Source organism: Nostoc sp. (assembly GCF_036917575.1).
Classification (GTDB): domain Bacteria; phylum Cyanobacteriota; class Cyanobacteriia; order Cyanobacteriales; family Nostocaceae; genus Nostoc.
The window spans coordinates 35,180-51,725 of sequence record NZ_JBALDC010000028.1 but is presented as its reverse complement, the minus strand read 5'-3'; the positions used below and the strand labels follow the sequence as shown (position 1 = coordinate 51,725).

Below are 16,546 nucleotides of genomic sequence, written 5' to 3'. Positions count from 1 at the left end.
GGAGTAAAATGGATGCAGCAGTGCCAAATTAGAATACTTTGATTCAGTTTGAAAAATTTCGGTAAATAAGGACAAAGGGATAGCTACAACTCCTAAAAAAGTCATTTCAGTTTTACCATTGGAAAATGGCGATCGCTTATCTCGCTGCGAATTTGAGCGTCGCTATCAGGCAATGCCGCATCTGAGAAAAGCTGAGGCTTTGTTGCACGAATCAGGAAAATGATGAAGACGAAAGCTAATCTACTTATGCAAGGGTGTCAGGTTAAGTAGCGCAACTGCCGAATACTGAGGAATTGATGATCGGGTAGTGGCTGGTGGCAAGCTGGGTTACAGAAAACTCTTTCTTCCTTTGTCTCTATAAGGCTTTCCTGCTTCTCATCGGAAGTTAAAAATATGAAAGCTAAAAAAGTTAAAATTAAGACTAGACCTGGGATCACTGATGAGCTTATTCAGAACTATTTTACACAGTTTGGTTTAATAGAAAATTATTATATTTGGGGTACACCTAAATTAAACAATGGGATAATACATTGTTTATCGTATGACAATAAAATTATTACATTTTTAATTGAAGACGATCAACTTAATGGAATATACATAAGGTATCTTGAAAAAATGGGAGTTCCTGTTTTTGAGGATTCTTTAGAATGTGATGAGTATGGAAAAGCCCTCTTGGAAAAAGCTAATAAAAAAGATGACTCCTTAGCGATACAGCCAAACCCGGAGTAGTGAAAGCAGTTGCTCAGTATCTACAGGTTTGGTGATGTAGTCAGAAGCCCCAGCTTCGATGCACTTTTCCTTGTCACCTGGCATGGCTTTGGCAGTTAAAGCAATGATTGGTAGTGAGCGAAACTGTTGTTGCTGGCGAATGGCGCGGGTGGTTTCGTAACCATCCATTTCCGGCATCATGATATCCATCAAAACTATATTAATTTCAGGATTAGCTTGCAGTGTCTCTATGCCATCTCTGCCGTTTTCGGCAAACAACACTTGCATTTGATAGCTTTCTAAAAAGCTGGTTAGGGCAAAAATATTTCTGAGGTCATCATCTACAATCAAAATTTTCCGATTAGCCAGCACCGGGTCAGTTTGATGTAATTGCTCTAGCATTTGCCGCTTTGGTTTGGGCAAATTTGCTTGCACCCGATGCAAAAAGAGGGCAGTTTCGTCTAACAACCGCTCTGGCGATCGCACGTTTTTAATAATAATTGTCTCTGCAAGTCCCCGCAGCTGGGTTTCTTGTTGTCGGCTGAGTTCTTTACCTGTGTAAACAATTATCGGCAGTTTCACAAGTTTGGGTTCAAGTTTTATCTGCTCAATTAAGGCAAACCCGCTCATATCGGGCAGACCGAGATCCAGTACCATACAATCAAAGTGATGCGATCGCAAAATCGAGAGGGCTTCTGCCCCCGTGCCGACTGCTGTACTATGGACATCACTGTTACCAATCAGTTCGATAATACTTTGGGCTTGTACAGGGTCATCTTCTACAATTAGGAGATTTTTTACCTGACGCTCAATAAAGCCTTTAATCTCAGTCAATACCTGAGTTAGCGCTTCTGGAGACACAGGTTTTTGTAAATAGGTAATCGCTCCTAAGTTTAATCCCCGTTGTTGTCTTTCATCAACAGAAAGTATGTGTACTGGTATATGTCTGGTATCTGGTTTATGCTTCAGACGATCCAGCACCGTCCAACCATCCATCTCTGGCATGTGGATATCTAGCATAATCGCATTAGGTTTAAACTGTTCTGCTAGTGCTAATCCTTGTTTGCTTTGTAAAGCAACGATAGTTTTAAAGCCCTGCTGACGTGCCATATCTAGTAAGATGCGGGCGAATTTATCGTCATCTTCGATAATTAGCAAAATGCGATCGCCTGGTTGAATTATTTCCCGGTCATCTGGAATATCGTTGGGTAAGCTAGGAACCACTTTCATTGATGGAGAGATGTCCACAGTTCTAGGTCTGTTCTCCATCATTGGCACTTCTTTTATGATCGATGCTGTGCGGATAGAGGTGGTTTCAAGGGGTGGAGTGATATTTTGACCATTCTTTTCCTGTCGGCTGGGCAAGTAAAGGGTGAAGGTGCTTCCCTGTTCTGCTTTGCTCAGTAGTTCAATTCTCCCTCCCAACAGTTGAGCTAATTCACGACTGATAGATAAGCCTAAGCCAGTTCCGCCATACTTGCGGCTGGTAGTGCCATCTGCTTGCTGAAATGCCTCGAAAATAATCTTCTGCTTTTCGGCTAGAATGCCTATGCCAGTGTCGCTGACGGCAAAAGCGATCGTGGAATTATCAACTTGAGATATTTGCAACTTCACGCCTCCCTGTTCTGTAAATTTAAAGGCATTAGATAGAAGATTTTTTAGCACTTGTTGCAGGCGTTTGGAGTCATTATAAATTGTTGATGGTAACTTCTTATCCCGTTCAATAGTAAAACTGAGTTTTTTCTTGTGCGCAACTTGCCGGAAAGTCTGTTCTAGAGATGTCTCCAAATCTGCAAGAGCAATTTGCTCAATATCGAGCGACATAGTACCCGACTCAATTTTTGCCAAATCTAGAATGTCATTGATCAATTCCAGCAAATCAGTCCCAGCTGAGTAAATAGTCCGGCTGTACTCTACCTGTTTCTCAGTCAAGTTGTTAAGAGAGTTATCTGCTAGCAGCCTTGCTAAAATTAATAGGCTATTTAACGGTGTCCGCAGTTCGTGGGACATGTTCGCCAGAAATTCTGATTTATATTTGGAAGACAACGTCAGTTGTTCAGCTTTTTCTTCAAAAGACTGCCTCGCCCGCTCAACTTCCTGGTTCTTGCGGGCAACTTTCCGATTTTGAGCTTCTAACAATTCTGCCTTTTCTTCTAGCTCTTCATTTAATTGTTGTAATTCCTCGTTAGATTGCTTGACAAGAAATTGTGATTCCTCTAAATCTTGCGTCTGTTCTTCTAGACGTTGATTGCTTTGCTGTAGTTCTTCTTGCTGGGTTTGCAGTTCCTCTGTTAAAGTAACAGACTCTTCGAGTAGTTGCTGAGTTTGTAATTGTGAAGCGATGTTATTTAAAAATACACCCAGATTTTCACTCAGTTGCTCTAAAAATGTTAGGTGCAACGGGTTAAAAGGCCCAAAAGAGGCAAGTTCAATTACAGCATTTACCTGTGCTTCAAATAATATGGGTAAGACAATAATATTTCGCGGTGGTGCTTCTCCTAAGCCGGAAGTGATGCGGATATAGTCGCTGGGAACTTCCGTGAGGAGGATTCTTTGTTTTTCTAGAGCAGATTGTCCCACTAATCCCTCGCCCAAGCGAAACTGATTTGCCAGGTTTTTCCGCTCTTTGTAAGCATAACTACTCAATAAGTTCAGTACAGGCTGGTCGTCTATAGATTCCATCACATAAAAAACGCCCTGTGATGCTCCAACCAGTGGTGCTAAATTTGACAAAATCGTTCGAGACACGCTTTCCAGATTTCGCTGCCCTTGGAGCATCTGGGTAAATTCAGCTAAGTTAGATTTGAGCCAGTTTTGCTCCTCATTTTTTTGAGTTGTATTTCGCAGATTAACGATCATCTGGTTGAAGGTGCGGGTCAACACACCAATTTCATCTTGGCGATCGCTATCTGGTAAACTGACTAATAAATTTCCATCCGCCAATTTTTGAGCCAAATCAGAAACTCGCTTCAGTGGTGCTGAGATATGTCTGGTTAAAGCGAATCCGATCAAAGCTAAGAGCAATGAGAATAAGGGAATACTATAAATAATACTGGTCAGTGTTTGTTGAGCAGCGGTTTGTGCCTTTTGAGAGCGCTGTTTCAGCAGTGTATTCTCCTCATGTTCCATCGTCTGGATAACTTTGCGGATTTCACTCATTAACTGCTTGCCCCGGTCTGTCATAACGACTTTCACAGAAGCTTCAAAACCTTGGTTCTGGCGCAAATCGATAGTTTCTTTAAGTTCGTCCAGCTTCTGCGTGATTAATGGCTGTAAAATATCCAGCTGCTGTTGCTGCTTGGGATTATCTGCTGTTAAATTCTGAAGATCCTTAAATTTTTGATCCAGTACTTGAATGGCTGCATTATATGGTTCTAAATAGCGCTGTTCTCCAGTCAGAACGTAACCACGTTGCCCAGTTTCAGCATTTGTCAATTGCAATTTAAGGTCTTCAAGCTGACTTAACACCTGATAAGTATGGCGTTCTTGGCGCGAAGTTTCAATTAGCTGATTGGTGCTTTGATAGGAGATTAGACCAATGGTGGCCAGAGTTGCCAAACTCAGGGCAAAACTTGCTCCAATCTTGATTCCAATCTTCAAACGATTCAACATTATTCCAGGTAGGTATTCAAGTTATTTCTGTTTTTAAGACTATTTTGATTATATTTTGGCTATCCAAAATAAATGGGGCATATTATATTTAATCCAGTTTATGTAGGATATATCTAGTTTTTTGCACGCCAATTATCATTTGTATGCTCCTTTTCTACAAATGTAAGGCTATTTTAATATATCTATCTAACCTTTTGACAATTTTATTCATAATAAATTATTTTTAGCAAGGCTTTTTTTCCAATAAGTAACCACCTGATTTTTTAATTTAATCTGGCGGTAGATAATTAAATACTTGTACTTAAATTATCAGCTTAGTACGATATTTTACAAAAAATGGTAGTTCTTAAAGTTCTATTGCAATAGTTAAATAACTTTAGCATTAAGAATAAAGCTGATAGTAAAATTAAACAGCCGGGTATTAGAAATTAAATTCATAAAAATACGATTTATATAAACACCAAATATAGTCGCTTTTGCTGTAGTATATGATATGTATGCCATTGTAGATCGATCTACACGGCAACCTTAACTTTAGTGCTCACAAGTTGTATAATTTCACAGGAAATTTAAGGTTTTAAAAAATAATCTATATCAATATAAGTATATATTTATAAGACAAAACTATCACTTAGACTAGAAATTATTAAGAATATGCACAATTATGGTGCGTTGTAAAAGCTATTGATATTAACTAAAAGTTGGTAATAACCTGGCGATCGCTTCTAGCTGTATCAAGTTCAGATTGGCTATAAATACTAAAATGTTGAATCTTGTTACTCTCTAAAATAGCTCTCGCACCTGCTACATAAATATCAGTACCTTTTAATACTAATAAGTAATGACCAAGAGTCAGATGATGCTCGTAATATCTAGCTAGCTCATCAGAAATTCCTAAAGTAGTATATTTATCTTCAGAACTGTTGATATTTGCCTCTAAAATATCACTTAGATTGCTTGTGTTTTTAACAATTATTGATACTTGACTCATTGGGAAGCCAGCGGTTCTTAGTTCGGTAAGCGCTCCTTCTGCGTCTTGACGCCGATAAAAAACACCAACTGCGTGTCTATAACGATTATTTGGGGTTAAATATGGCTCATAAACCCCCCATTGTTGAATATCACGACGATTAAAAATCCTCTTAGCAAAACGAATTTCTATGTCTATACCGGTTACTATCACCAAATAGTAACCTTTACAGACAAGATCGCTATAACCTTGTGCTTGCTTTTCAGAAATTCCTAAACTTAGGAACAGAGTGGGCAACCCACTTGCTAAACTGGTAGCGATCGCAGTTACTTCCGCTCCGGCTAAGATAACTGGGCCTATACCAGGAATTACTAAAAGGGCTAGACTGATTGATAATTCAGTAAGACCCTTTAAGGTATCACTACCAACGGCTCCAGTAGGATTTTCTAAGGATGTATTGCCAGTGTTTTCTGTAATTTCAACACCAGCAATATTACTTTTTTCTTCTGTCTTCCGTGCAATAACAGAAACTTTATCCATTGGAAAATTAGAAGCTTTTAGTTCCTGAAGTACCAATTGTGTATCGGAATACCCAGCGAAAACTCCTATAGTTTTTCGCTCTTTTTCTAATGTCATTTTATCAGTTTATTGCAGCTAGAAGTGATTCCCAATATTGTTACCTCAATTTGAGGTGATTACACAGCTCGACGAGTCAGTAAACCCCAAATGAAAATTAGTATCATTGCACCAATAACAGCAAATAAAATACTTCCTAGAGATAAAGCTCCAGCAGATGCAGCTGCTGCCGAACCACTCCCTAACAATACTTGACCCAAATAACCACCGAATACGGCTCCAAGGATTCCTAATACAATGGTAGAGATAATACCACCACCTTGGGTTCCAGGATAAAATAATTTAGCTAGCGCACCTGCGATTAAACCCAAAACCAACCAAGCAATAATGTTAGTCATACAATTTCTCCTTCACTAAAAATTTGCTTTGTTTGTATTTGACTATTTCATATTAAAGTTTGCTTGCAAAATTTTTGATCTATCTAGAGAACTAATATCAAAAATCTTTAGATATCATTTGAATATTGTTAGGTGTTTTTGAGGATGAATATACAAGTTAGTAACATTCTGTACATTGAAGTATTTATATAGCACTTCTATCTAAATATTAAAAAAAATGTAGATAAAGAAGCTAACTGGGGAGCATCCTAATACAAGCCAAAAGACACAGTAGTGATATAAAAACCCTGTAAAAACCTCTTTCCTTGAAATAAGAAGTCAAAAGAATTTAGGGCAGCCTCACAAAGAAATGGTATAAGTCCAAATACCATATAAAAATAAACTTGCACATTTCACATCTAAATTTTTGATTTTAAAAAAGCGATATTAGCCGTTCAAGGCTCAGGACTGAAAACTATAGAAAGAGCTAGTTGATAGAGTTGGCGACGAGGAAGAGAAGTAAATTTTGCTAACTGACGGCTAGCTTGCGATCGCGATATTCCTTGACTAATTAACTGTTTTAATTCGGCTTTCAATTCTTCTTCTGTCAGTTGGGGCTGACTGGCTGGAATTCCTGCTACTACTAATGTATATTCACCTTGCGGTTCTCGTTGAGTATAGTAAGCGATCGCTTCGGCAATTGTCCCCCGCCAAAATTCTTCATACAATTTAGTTAACTCTCGTCCTAGCACAATTTGGCGATCGCTTCCCCAAACAAGAGCTAAGTCTTGCAAAGTATCTCGCAAACGGTGTGGCGATTCGTAGAAAATCAATGTGCGAGATTCTGTTTGCAAAGATTCTAAATGTTCTTGTCTGTGTTGAGTTTTAGCTGGGAGAAAGCCTTCAAAGACAAATCGATCTGTTGGTAGTCCAGCTGCACTCAAAGCAGTAATTGCTGCACTAGCGCCAGGAATCGGAACTACTGAAATTCCCGCCTGAATACAGGCTTTCACCAATTCATATCCAGGATCGGAAATACCTGGCATCCCAGCATCGCTCACCAGAGCGATCGCTTTATTATTAACTAAATGCTCTAATAATTCTGGAATACGGCTGGTACGATTGTGTTCGTGGTAACTCATCTGGAGTGTTTTAACTTGAAAATGCTGTAGCAGTTTCCCCGTATGACGCGTGTCTTCCGCAGCAATGATATCCACAGTTTGTAAAATTCGTACCGCCCGAAAGGTGATATCTTCCAGGTTGCCAATTGGTGTACCGACAACGTAAAGTGTTCCTGGTTTTGGATCGGTTTGCATGAGCAAGAGTTAAGAGTTAAGAGTTCAAAATAATAATTGATGTTTAATGCAAATTGAGTATTGATTACATTCCATACCTAAATTTTGTTTTTTGACCCGACGAAAGTTTATAATTTATCAATTTCAGTAATTTTGGAGTATTTATGGTCTTTTAAGACGCGATTTATCGCGCCTCTATATCTGGGTTTTGTTGCTCATTCTGAACTGTATTGCGTTTTATCTTATTTCAATAATCTTAGTCCACTCAGGGTAACTAAGACTGTAGAACCTTCATGGCCAATGACGCCGATGGGTAAGTTAATATTTCCGAGAAAGTTGCCGATTAAAAGCAATATAATGAAACTCAACGCTACAACTATATTTTGTTTTACTATAAGTTGCGCTCGCCTGCCCAAATGCATCGCTACAGCAATTTTTTCTAACCTGTCTGCCATCAGTACGATATCTGCGGTTTCCAATGCCACATCACTACCAGATACTCCCATCGCTATACCTACAGATGCTTGCGCTAAGGCTGGTGCATCATTGATTCCATCGCCGACCATTGCAACTGTTTGATATTGTTGCTGTAGACGACGGATAATATCTAGCTTATCTTCTGGTAGAAGTTGAGCATATACCCGATCAATTCCAACTGCTTTGGCAACACTGCGAGCAGTTTGTTCATTATCCCCAGTTAACATGACAACTTGTTCAACTCCCAGTTTCTTTAACTGGGTAATAGTTGCGACTGCTGACACTCTTACTTCATCTGCGATCGCAATTACACCCATCACCTCTGCTTTTCTTGCCACCCAAACCACAGTTTTACCCTGTTGCTCCCAAGATTGAACTATTTCTTGCAATTCTTCAGGTAAATTTGTCACATACTGATGTACAAAAACAGCATTCCCAACAATTATTTGTTGTTCTTGGGAGATTCCAACAATTCCTTGTCCAGGTAAGGCTTGCACTTCGATTGCACCAACCCAATTTAAATCACTAGCTGCCTGCACAATTGCCTTACCGATGGGATGTTCGGAAGATGATTCTACACTAGCAGCAGCTATTAATACATCATTACTAGTGTATTCACTAACTGAAACTATCTGAAATACCTGCAACAGTCCTGTTGTGAGAGTACCAGTTTTATCAAATGCGATCGCTCGGACTTTGCCAATCTTCTCCAACTGTGCCCCATTTTTAAACAGAATCCCCTGTCTTGCACCATTGGTAATTCCCGACAGCAGCGTGGGCATAATTGCAGCCATCAGCGCACAGGGAGAAGCCACCACCAGGAAAGTAAGAGCGCGATAAATTGTTGTTTCCCAATTCCAACCCCAAAAAAATGGCGGTAAAGTTGCCAGTAATATCCCAGCTACTACAATGACTTTGGCATATCCTTTCTCAAAGCGATCGATAAACTCTTGGGAAGGAGATGCTTGAGTCTTTGCTTGTTCTACTAAACGAATAACACGCTGGATTAAACTGCTTTGGGCTGGTTTATGTACTTCAATTTGCAATGCACCATAGGCGTTGAGTGTGCCGGCAAATACTTCTGCACCGACTGTTTTCTCTACGGGTAAAGACTCGCCTGTAATTGCAGCTTGATTGAGGGTGCTGTAACCAGATAAAATTATCCCATCAGTAGGAATTAGCTCTCCAGGTTTGACGACAATCTGATCGCCCACTTTTAACTGACTGATCGGAATTTCCTTTTCCTTTCCCTGAAGCAAAACCCTGGCTGTATCTGGTGTCAAACTCATCAAACGGCGGATACTCTGCTCAGTTCGCTCCATTGCATAGCCTTCTAATGCGCCACTGATGGCAAAGATCAGAATCAGAATTGCCCCATCAATAATTAGATGATATTCTCCTCGCCATAAGCCGAGGCTAGCAGCACCAATCGCCGCCACAATCATCAGCAAATCGACATCGAGTTCTTTTTCTTTGAAGAGACTAGTCAATCCTTCCCCCGCACTTTTGTAACCACCAATTACATAAGCAGCAGGTAGCAGCAAGAATGCTAATCCCAACCAACCGAGATGCAAGGCGAACCATCCGAGAAATAAGAGGAATCCACATAAAAGTGCAGCTACGGTATCTGCGTGTTCTCTGGTGAATTGGCCCAAACGTTGGGGGTAGAGCATGAGAGGTAAATTAACAGGGACTTTCTTAGGCTAAACTTTGACATTAATGTTAATGTCAAGGTTTATAATGATTTTGAAACGCAAAGGGGCGCAAAGGAAAGCGCAGAGGTACACAAAGTTAAATCTTTATCTTATTTACGAACAGGAGAAGTTATTGAAGAAGAAGGAGAAAAATCAAAATATCCAAAATTTCCTAAAAATGAGGCAATTTGTAAACCTGGTGTTGAACAATTAGCAAACCAGTGTTCTCAAGGGAGTTTAGATGAAAATGCACCGCCATCTCTCCAGGCTATTTGTGGAGAATTACAAAGACTTTTACCGTTGTTAGATAAATCATGAATGCTGATTGCTTAACTATTAAAGAACTTACCGATGCAGTTGGTGGTGGTTTAACTCCGCGGATGGTGCGTCATTATCATCAATTGGGACTGCTACCTCAACCAGTGCGATCGCGCAGCAATTACCGTCTTTATACCAATAAAGATGTCCTCCGATTGCAACGGATTGTCGCACTCAAGCAGCAAGGGTTTCAGCTAAACCATATCCGCAATATTTTGGAGGTGGAACCAGAAGCCGATACAACGGTTAATCTAATGGGACAACTCCAACAGCAATATCGCGCGGTGATGCAACAAATTTCCCAACTGCGACAAACTGCATCTGCATTAGAAGGATTATTGGGGCGCGATCGCCATTGTCAAATTATCCAGGCGGAAGTTTTGGCGCAACTAAAGTTACTCGATGTTGAAACCCAAGCCGGATTGGGAGGATTGGAAAATCTCTGGAGTGGCTTGGATGCGGAAATTCATAACCATTCAGAAGCTTTTACCGAATCGCTACAACGCTTACTACCTGATTTGTCTGGGCGTTCGGAAATTGAACAGCATTTAATTTCTCAGTTGGTTTTAGCTTGCGGTGATGTCAGTTTAGTATCCTTTGTGAAATTGAGTCGAGATGCGATCGCAGCTAGTCGAGAAGCTTTATCTTCAAGTTGTCAAATTGTTGTCGATACTCAAACGGTTGCTACGGCTTTAGATCAAACCCGATTGCTTCACTTGGGATGTTGCACCCAAACCTTGATTGATAACCCCCATATTACCACTGCTACTGAGGCGGAACTCGCTTTTTGGCAACATCAAGAATGGCGAACAAAATTGCTGCAAGTAAGTAATGGATGTGTGCTGCTAGTTGGTTATGCTCCCTCAGTACTTCTGGAAGCTTGTGAAGCGATCGCTCACCAAAAAATTCAACCTGCATTAGTAATTGGAATGCCTATTGGCTTTAGCCATGCTCCCGCAGCCAAGCGACAATTGATGCAACAAGGGATACCTTATATTACAGTCGAAGGGACTTTGGGAGGTGGCGCTTTAGCTGCAACTGCCTTAAATGCTTTGGTTGAGTCACTAATTGATAAGCCAGATTGTCATTGTTATCTTAAATAAGTGCTGAACAATGAGTATTCACTTAAGACAGTCTCAATGAAACGAGTTTCAAAAGCCTTGCATGAAAATGTTCTAGGAACTGGGATTTTTTACTCACCACTTAGCACTACTGAAAATAATATCAGTAAACCAAAAAGTTTGCATCAGCTTAAAACCATTTATTCTCGGCACAGCACACTCTCAGATTTGATCGACTTCACACAAATTTATCCTCAAAGCAGAATCATGAATACACAAACATTGGTAGCTCAGGTTTACTCTGCGTTTAATCGGCGAGACATTGATGGCACGCTGGCGCTGATGAGTGAGAATGTCAGTTGGCCAAAGGCTTCGGAAGGCGGTCGAGTAGTAGGGAAACAAGATATCTCTGCTTACTGGACGCGTCAGTGGGCTGAGTTCGATCCTTACGTGGAAGTGCTTCAGGTCATCGAGCGTGAGGCGGGCAAAACCGATGTCAAGGTTCACCAACTTGTTAAAAATCTGAAAGGCGATGTCCTGTCAGATACGGAGTTGTGGCACGTCTATACCATCGCGAACGGCCTGATCGAACGCATGGACATCAAGGAAGGCGAAAGCAACTCAGATATAGGCCCGTCTGCGGCTTTTTCGGGGCACAATCACGCGAAGTGAAGGGCTTCGCAAAGCAAATGCCACGTTCGCAAACGTTTGTTGAACGTCGGTAACAAGCAAAGCACAGGGACGATCCCTTCTTGTAGAGCGCCGAACCTAGCTGGCGTTTTACAGCTTTGTAGCCTCGGTGGCCTGAGTTTGCTTCGCGATCGCCCCTCAAAACTGCAATGTATCGCAAAAAAAGCTCTTCCAGAATCGCCTAGAAAGCGAAATTTTTAACTGCGATCGCCACCAATGAACGACCCAGCGATCAGCAAACTTATTGATTGCACACAGTAACTCGGCAAGGGAAGATGGCAGCAACAGAATATTGTTAAATAATATTGAATTTGCTACACTTTACCAGTTTTCGTAATTCAATAATTCATAATTGTGACCATAAGTTACCAAGCTTGGTATAAGTTGCAATCTAACTTAGAAAAATTTATAGTAAACAGACTTTGGCAATTAGAGTATAAATTATCATCCTATCCAAGCTCAAGCGAAGTATAAATCAGCAGAAGTGCTTTGGATTAATTAGAACTAAAGATAACTCAGATGTATAATTAGCCCGTCTCCTCCATAATCTTTAAAAAGAATCGCGATTTAGGATTGGCAGGCTTTCTATTTTTACTTTAATTAAGGGGCTTATGTGGCAACAAGAAAAAAAACATACTTCGATAGTCAGGCTGATACTATGGGTTGCTTTAGCTACAACCCCGATGGCAGCATCTCTGGTGGTATCAGCACCGATGCTAGCACAATCTACACCTGAAGCTACCTCTTCGCCACTGCCACAAACAGGGCAGAATGAATCGATAGTGCGGATTGACGGTTCCAGTAGCTTGAGTGCAATCAACCAAAGCCTGAAAGAAAGCTTTGAAAAACAGTTTACTGGTAAAAAGGTTGAAGTTGCTGCTAACGGCACTGAGACGGCGCTGAAAAATTTGCTAGATGGCAAAATTGATATAGTCGCAATGGGGCGCGGGTTGACGCCAGCAGAAAAAGCTCAAGGACTAGAGCAAATTCGTTTGCAGCGTGAGAAGATTGCGATCGTAGTTGGTGCAGACAATCCTTTTAAAGAAAGCTTAACTAGTAAGCAATTCGCCCGGATTTTCCGCGGACAAATTACAAATTGGTCACAACTGGGAGGGTCTTCAGGAAAGATTCGGTTCATCGATCACCCGAACACGAGTGAAACTCGCAATACTTTTCGTACTTATCCAGCCTTCAAAACTGCTGAATTTGCTACAGCAGCTAATGCTACCCAAGTAACTGACGATAATACCGCAGAAATCATCAAACAACTGGGCAAAGACGGCATCAGCTATGTGTTAGCTAATCAGGTGTCGAAGTTGAAAGGGGTGCGAGTTCTGCAATTACATCAAGCTTTACCAGATGATGATAAGTATCCTTTCTCGCAACCTTTAGTTTACGTTTACAAAAAAAATCAGAGTTTAACTACAGTAGATTTTCTTGGTTTTACTCTATCACCCGCAGGACAGCAGGCTATAGAAAAAGGTAGAACTACCGAAGCCGAGGCGATCGCAGCCAGTGTCTTACAACCTGCTGTTGCAGCTTCCCCCGGTGTCCAAACGACACCAGCGCCTACGCCTTCTCCTAGTGCCACTAGTTCTGCATTTGGTGAACAGCCCTTTGTGGCTGCTCCTACACAAAGCACTCCAATTGTAAATAAAGAAACACCATTGTGGTTGCTGCTACCTGTCTTTTTTATCACTGTAGGTGGAGCTACAATATGGTGGATTCTGAGAAAACCTCCATTACCCCCCCAGACAACAGACAATTTACCAGAATCAAATCCTCATCCACCCAATGGAGAAACGGCGGCGCTTGAGGCTAGCACGGGTTCCTCTCTGAATGGAGCGACGCTGGAGGAGCAGGCAGTACCGCACTTCCCAGAGCAAGAAACCCCCGATCACACTTCTTTCAACATCTACGCTCAAACACAATCCGATCTGAACGAAAATGCTACTCAGGGGACAGCAAATTTAGTACAAGAGACAAGTAATGGTACTTCTAACCTCTATGAAGGCGCGACATCAGGTGTAGCTAATGGCTCGGAAAATAACAACAACTTAGGAGCCGCAGCCTTAGGTGGTGCAGCTATAGCAACAGGCATCGGGGCGGGTAGCTGGTCTAACTTTAGCGATAAAGAACCAGAAACAAACGCAATTAATGAAACAGTTGAGTTAAATAATTATACGGAGACAAATATTCCTGAGCCTGATGAAGTTGCATGGGATATAGAAGCCCCAGCGGCTGTAGTCAATACTTCATATCCTCATCTGGGTAATATTCCAGAAGAGGTATCTGATGTGGAACTGTCTTCATCTGAGGTGGCAGTCCCACTCTCGGAATTACCAGATATCCCAGAAAGAACATCTGATTTTGGCTATTGGGATACAGCAATTAGTGAAGATGAGGTAGATGAAGAACTTCAGGCAGAATTGAACTGGCTAGAGAGTATCACCTCAACTGAAGATACAGCCTTAGTAGATGAATGGCCCTTAGCGGAGTCTGAGGAAGTGGCAGATGATCAAGAAGCATCAGCGACAGATACATCCTCACTGCTCGATTTACCTGAATTTCCAGAAAATGTACTGAGTAAAGATGCATTGAATGTCGTAGCGGACGCAGCTGAACCAACTTTAAATTTGCCAGAAGAAGAACTTCCCGCCGAGCCGACTGTCGCAGAAGGTGTTGCTGAAGCTAACTCTACAGATTTGGCGGCGGCGGCGGCTTTAGCTGCAAGTGCAGGAGTTGGTGCTTGGGCTAGCACTTTCGGCTCGGATGCTGAAAGTGAGACGAAGGCAGCCGAAACAGCCAGTGGTTTGGTTGATGCAGATCAAGAAAGCAGTATTGTCCTCACACCAGATACTCATACATCGGCTCATGTATCTTGGGAGATTTCCGAAGCCAAGAAAGCAGCACTGCGGCAACAAGGCGGCTCGCAATTAATAGTGCGGCTATCTGATGTGACTGGTATTGATTTGAGTTATCAAACTCCACAGCTAGTAAAGCAGTATGAATCTGAGGAAACAGCAAACGACGGATCGATAGAAATTCCCCACAGCGATCGCGATTACATAGCTGAAATTGGCTATATCGCTGATGGCGAGCGCTGGTTATTTATCGCCCGTTCTGCAATTATTCGTATCTTCAGTCCTGTGAATCCACATCCAATAGTTGATGATCTGGCGAACGCGAATCAAACAGCTGTTGGTTTGGTAGATACTCAAAAGGAGAGCGCTGAAGAAGAAAGCAGTATTGTACTCGCACCACATACTTATACATCGGCTCATGTATCTTGGGAGATTTCCGCAGCCAAGAAAGCAGAACTGTGGCAACAAGGCGGCTCTCAATTGGTAGTGCGGCTGTATGATGTGACTGGCATTGATTTGAGTTATCAAAGTCCACAGCTAGTAAAGCAATATGAATGTGAAAAAACAGCACACGATCGCTTTGTGGAAATTCCCCTCAACGATCGCGATTACCTAGCTGAAATTGGCTATATCGCTTATGGCGAACACTGGTTATTCATCGCCCGTTCTGCAATTGTTCGTGTCTTCAGTCCTGTAAATCCAGATCCCGTAGTTGATGATATTGCAATCGCCGATAAAACAGATGTTGATTTGGTAGATGTCCAACAAGAAAGCAGTATTATCCTCACACCCCGCACTTTCCAATGGGCTGAAGTCTCTTGGGAAATTCCCGAAGCTAAGAAAGCAGCACTGCGACAACAGGGCGGCTTTCAATTGGTAGTGCGGCTTTATGATGTGACTGGCATTGATTTGAGTTATCAAACTCCGCAGCTAGTACAGCAGTATGAATGTGAAGAGACAGCACGCGATCGCTTTGTAGAAATTCCCATCAGCGATCGCGATTACATAGCTGAAATTGGCTATGTCGCTGATGGCGATGTTTACGGCGGTAAACTACGCTGGTTATTCATTGCCCATTCTGCGATCGTTCGTATCTTCACTCCAGCGCCTACAGATTCGACAACAGATTCTACCGTTGAAAATGTAGCGTTAGCAAGCGAAACAGCTGTTGGCTTGGCAAATGTAGAAGCAGAAACTCCTCCAGAAGAGAGCAGTATTTCTCTCACACCCCGCACTCCCAAGTGGGCTTATGTCTCTTGGCACATTTCCAAAGCTCAGGCCGAAGCACTGCATCAACAGGGCGGTTCTCAATTAGCAGTGCGGTTGTATGATGTAACTGGTATTGACTTGAGTTATCAAAGTCCCCAGCTTGTCCAGCAGTATGAATCTGAAGAAATAGCACGCGATCGCTTTGTGGCGATTCCGGTGAGCGATCGCGATTACATGGTTGAAATTGGCTATATTGCTGATGGCGATGCCTACGGCGGTAAACTACGTTGGTTGCTCATCGCCCGTTCCGCTAACGTCCGGGTATTCAGTCGTTCCTACGGAGATTTCTGGTTTGTGGCTGATGCTGAGTTGATTATTCACGGAGCAACTCAACCAAATACCAGCGTAAACATTGGTGGACATGCCATCAAAATCAAACCCGATGGTACTTTCCACCTACGTCTTCCCTTTTCAGATGGTTTAATGGACTATCTGATAACGGTAGCTGCTGATGGGGAATCCCCCAGAACTATTCATAAAAAGTTCTCTCAGGAAACTTCCGAAAGCTAATATTACCCTGAGTTATCCCCTCTAACCCGATTCTCCCTTTTTAGGGAGTGTAGGAAGGGGGGATTTTTTTAACTCAAGTTGCTAGTTACTCTTAGAGGTTGTTTGAAAAGTGATTGGCTGTGATT

Annotated in this window: 10 protein-coding genes; 5 read left to right on the top strand and 5 right to left on the bottom strand. The window is 41.8% G+C overall.

Annotation, left to right across the window (positions count from 1 at the left end; all coding sequences use genetic code 11):
• Positions 1-393 precede the first annotated feature (393 nt).
• The gene (locus V7K79_RS06840) at positions 394-729 is read left to right on the top strand and encodes a hypothetical protein (protein ID WP_335045932.1); all 336 of its coding nucleotides are present in this window, start codon (positions 394-396) and stop codon (positions 727-729) included.
• Here the strand turns inward: V7K79_RS06840 and V7K79_RS06835 are convergent.
• The 5 genes from V7K79_RS06835 to V7K79_RS06815 form a co-directional block, all read right to left on the bottom strand.
• Positions 703-4,320 (bottom strand): response regulator, encoded by a 3,618-nt coding sequence (locus V7K79_RS06835; protein ID WP_335045930.1) that lies wholly within the window; start codon positions 4,318-4,320, stop codon positions 703-705. The two genes, V7K79_RS06840 and V7K79_RS06835, sit on opposite strands and share 27 nt — an antisense overlap.
• Before the next feature lie 694 nt (positions 4,321-5,014).
• Positions 5,015-5,926: a hypothetical protein gene (locus tag V7K79_RS06830; protein WP_335045928.1), complete on the bottom strand. Its 912-nt coding sequence runs from the start codon at positions 5,924-5,926 to the stop codon at positions 5,015-5,017.
• A 59-nt stretch (positions 5,927-5,985) separates the two neighbouring features.
• The gene (locus V7K79_RS06825; protein ID WP_335045926.1) at positions 5,986-6,264 is read right to left on the bottom strand and encodes a GlsB/YeaQ/YmgE family stress response membrane protein; all 279 of its coding nucleotides are present in this window, start codon (positions 6,262-6,264) and stop codon (positions 5,986-5,988) included.
• A 434-nt stretch (positions 6,265-6,698) separates the two neighbouring features.
• On the bottom strand, positions 6,699-7,559 hold the full coding sequence (rsmI, locus tag V7K79_RS06820) for a 16S rRNA (cytidine(1402)-2'-O)-methyltransferase (protein WP_335045924.1): 861 nt from the start codon (positions 7,557-7,559) through the stop codon (positions 6,699-6,701).
• Between the two features lie 221 nt (positions 7,560-7,780).
• Positions 7,781-9,688, bottom strand: coding sequence for a heavy metal translocating P-type ATPase (locus tag V7K79_RS06815; protein ID WP_335045922.1), 1,908 nt, complete (start codon positions 9,686-9,688; stop codon positions 7,781-7,783).
• Positions 9,689-10,023: 335 nt separating this feature from the next.
• Here V7K79_RS06815 and V7K79_RS06810 point away from each other — a divergent pair, with 335 nt between their 5' ends.
• The 4 genes from V7K79_RS06810 (at position 10,024) to V7K79_RS06795 (ending at position 16,421) form a co-directional block, all read left to right on the top strand.
• Positions 10,024-11,130 carry a precorrin-8X methylmutase gene (locus V7K79_RS06810; RefSeq protein WP_335045920.1) on the top strand — a complete coding sequence of 369 codons (1,107 nt, stop codon included), beginning with the start codon at positions 10,024-10,026 and terminating at the stop codon, positions 11,128-11,130.
• Between the two features lie 36 nt (positions 11,131-11,166).
• Positions 11,167-11,760, top strand: coding sequence for a nuclear transport factor 2 family protein (locus tag V7K79_RS06805; protein ID WP_335045919.1), 594 nt, complete (start codon positions 11,167-11,169; stop codon positions 11,758-11,760).
• Between the two features lie 631 nt (positions 11,761-12,391).
• Entirely contained in the window at positions 12,392-12,514 is a 123-nt protein-coding gene (locus V7K79_RS06800; RefSeq protein ID WP_335045917.1) for a hypothetical protein, read from the top strand.
• Positions 12,462-16,421 (top strand): DUF4912 domain-containing protein, encoded by a 3,960-nt coding sequence (locus V7K79_RS06795; RefSeq protein WP_335045915.1) that lies wholly within the window; start codon positions 12,462-12,464, stop codon positions 16,419-16,421. The genes V7K79_RS06800 and V7K79_RS06795 overlap by 53 nt, the downstream gene beginning before the upstream one ends.
• Positions 16,422-16,546: the final 125 nt, after the last annotated feature.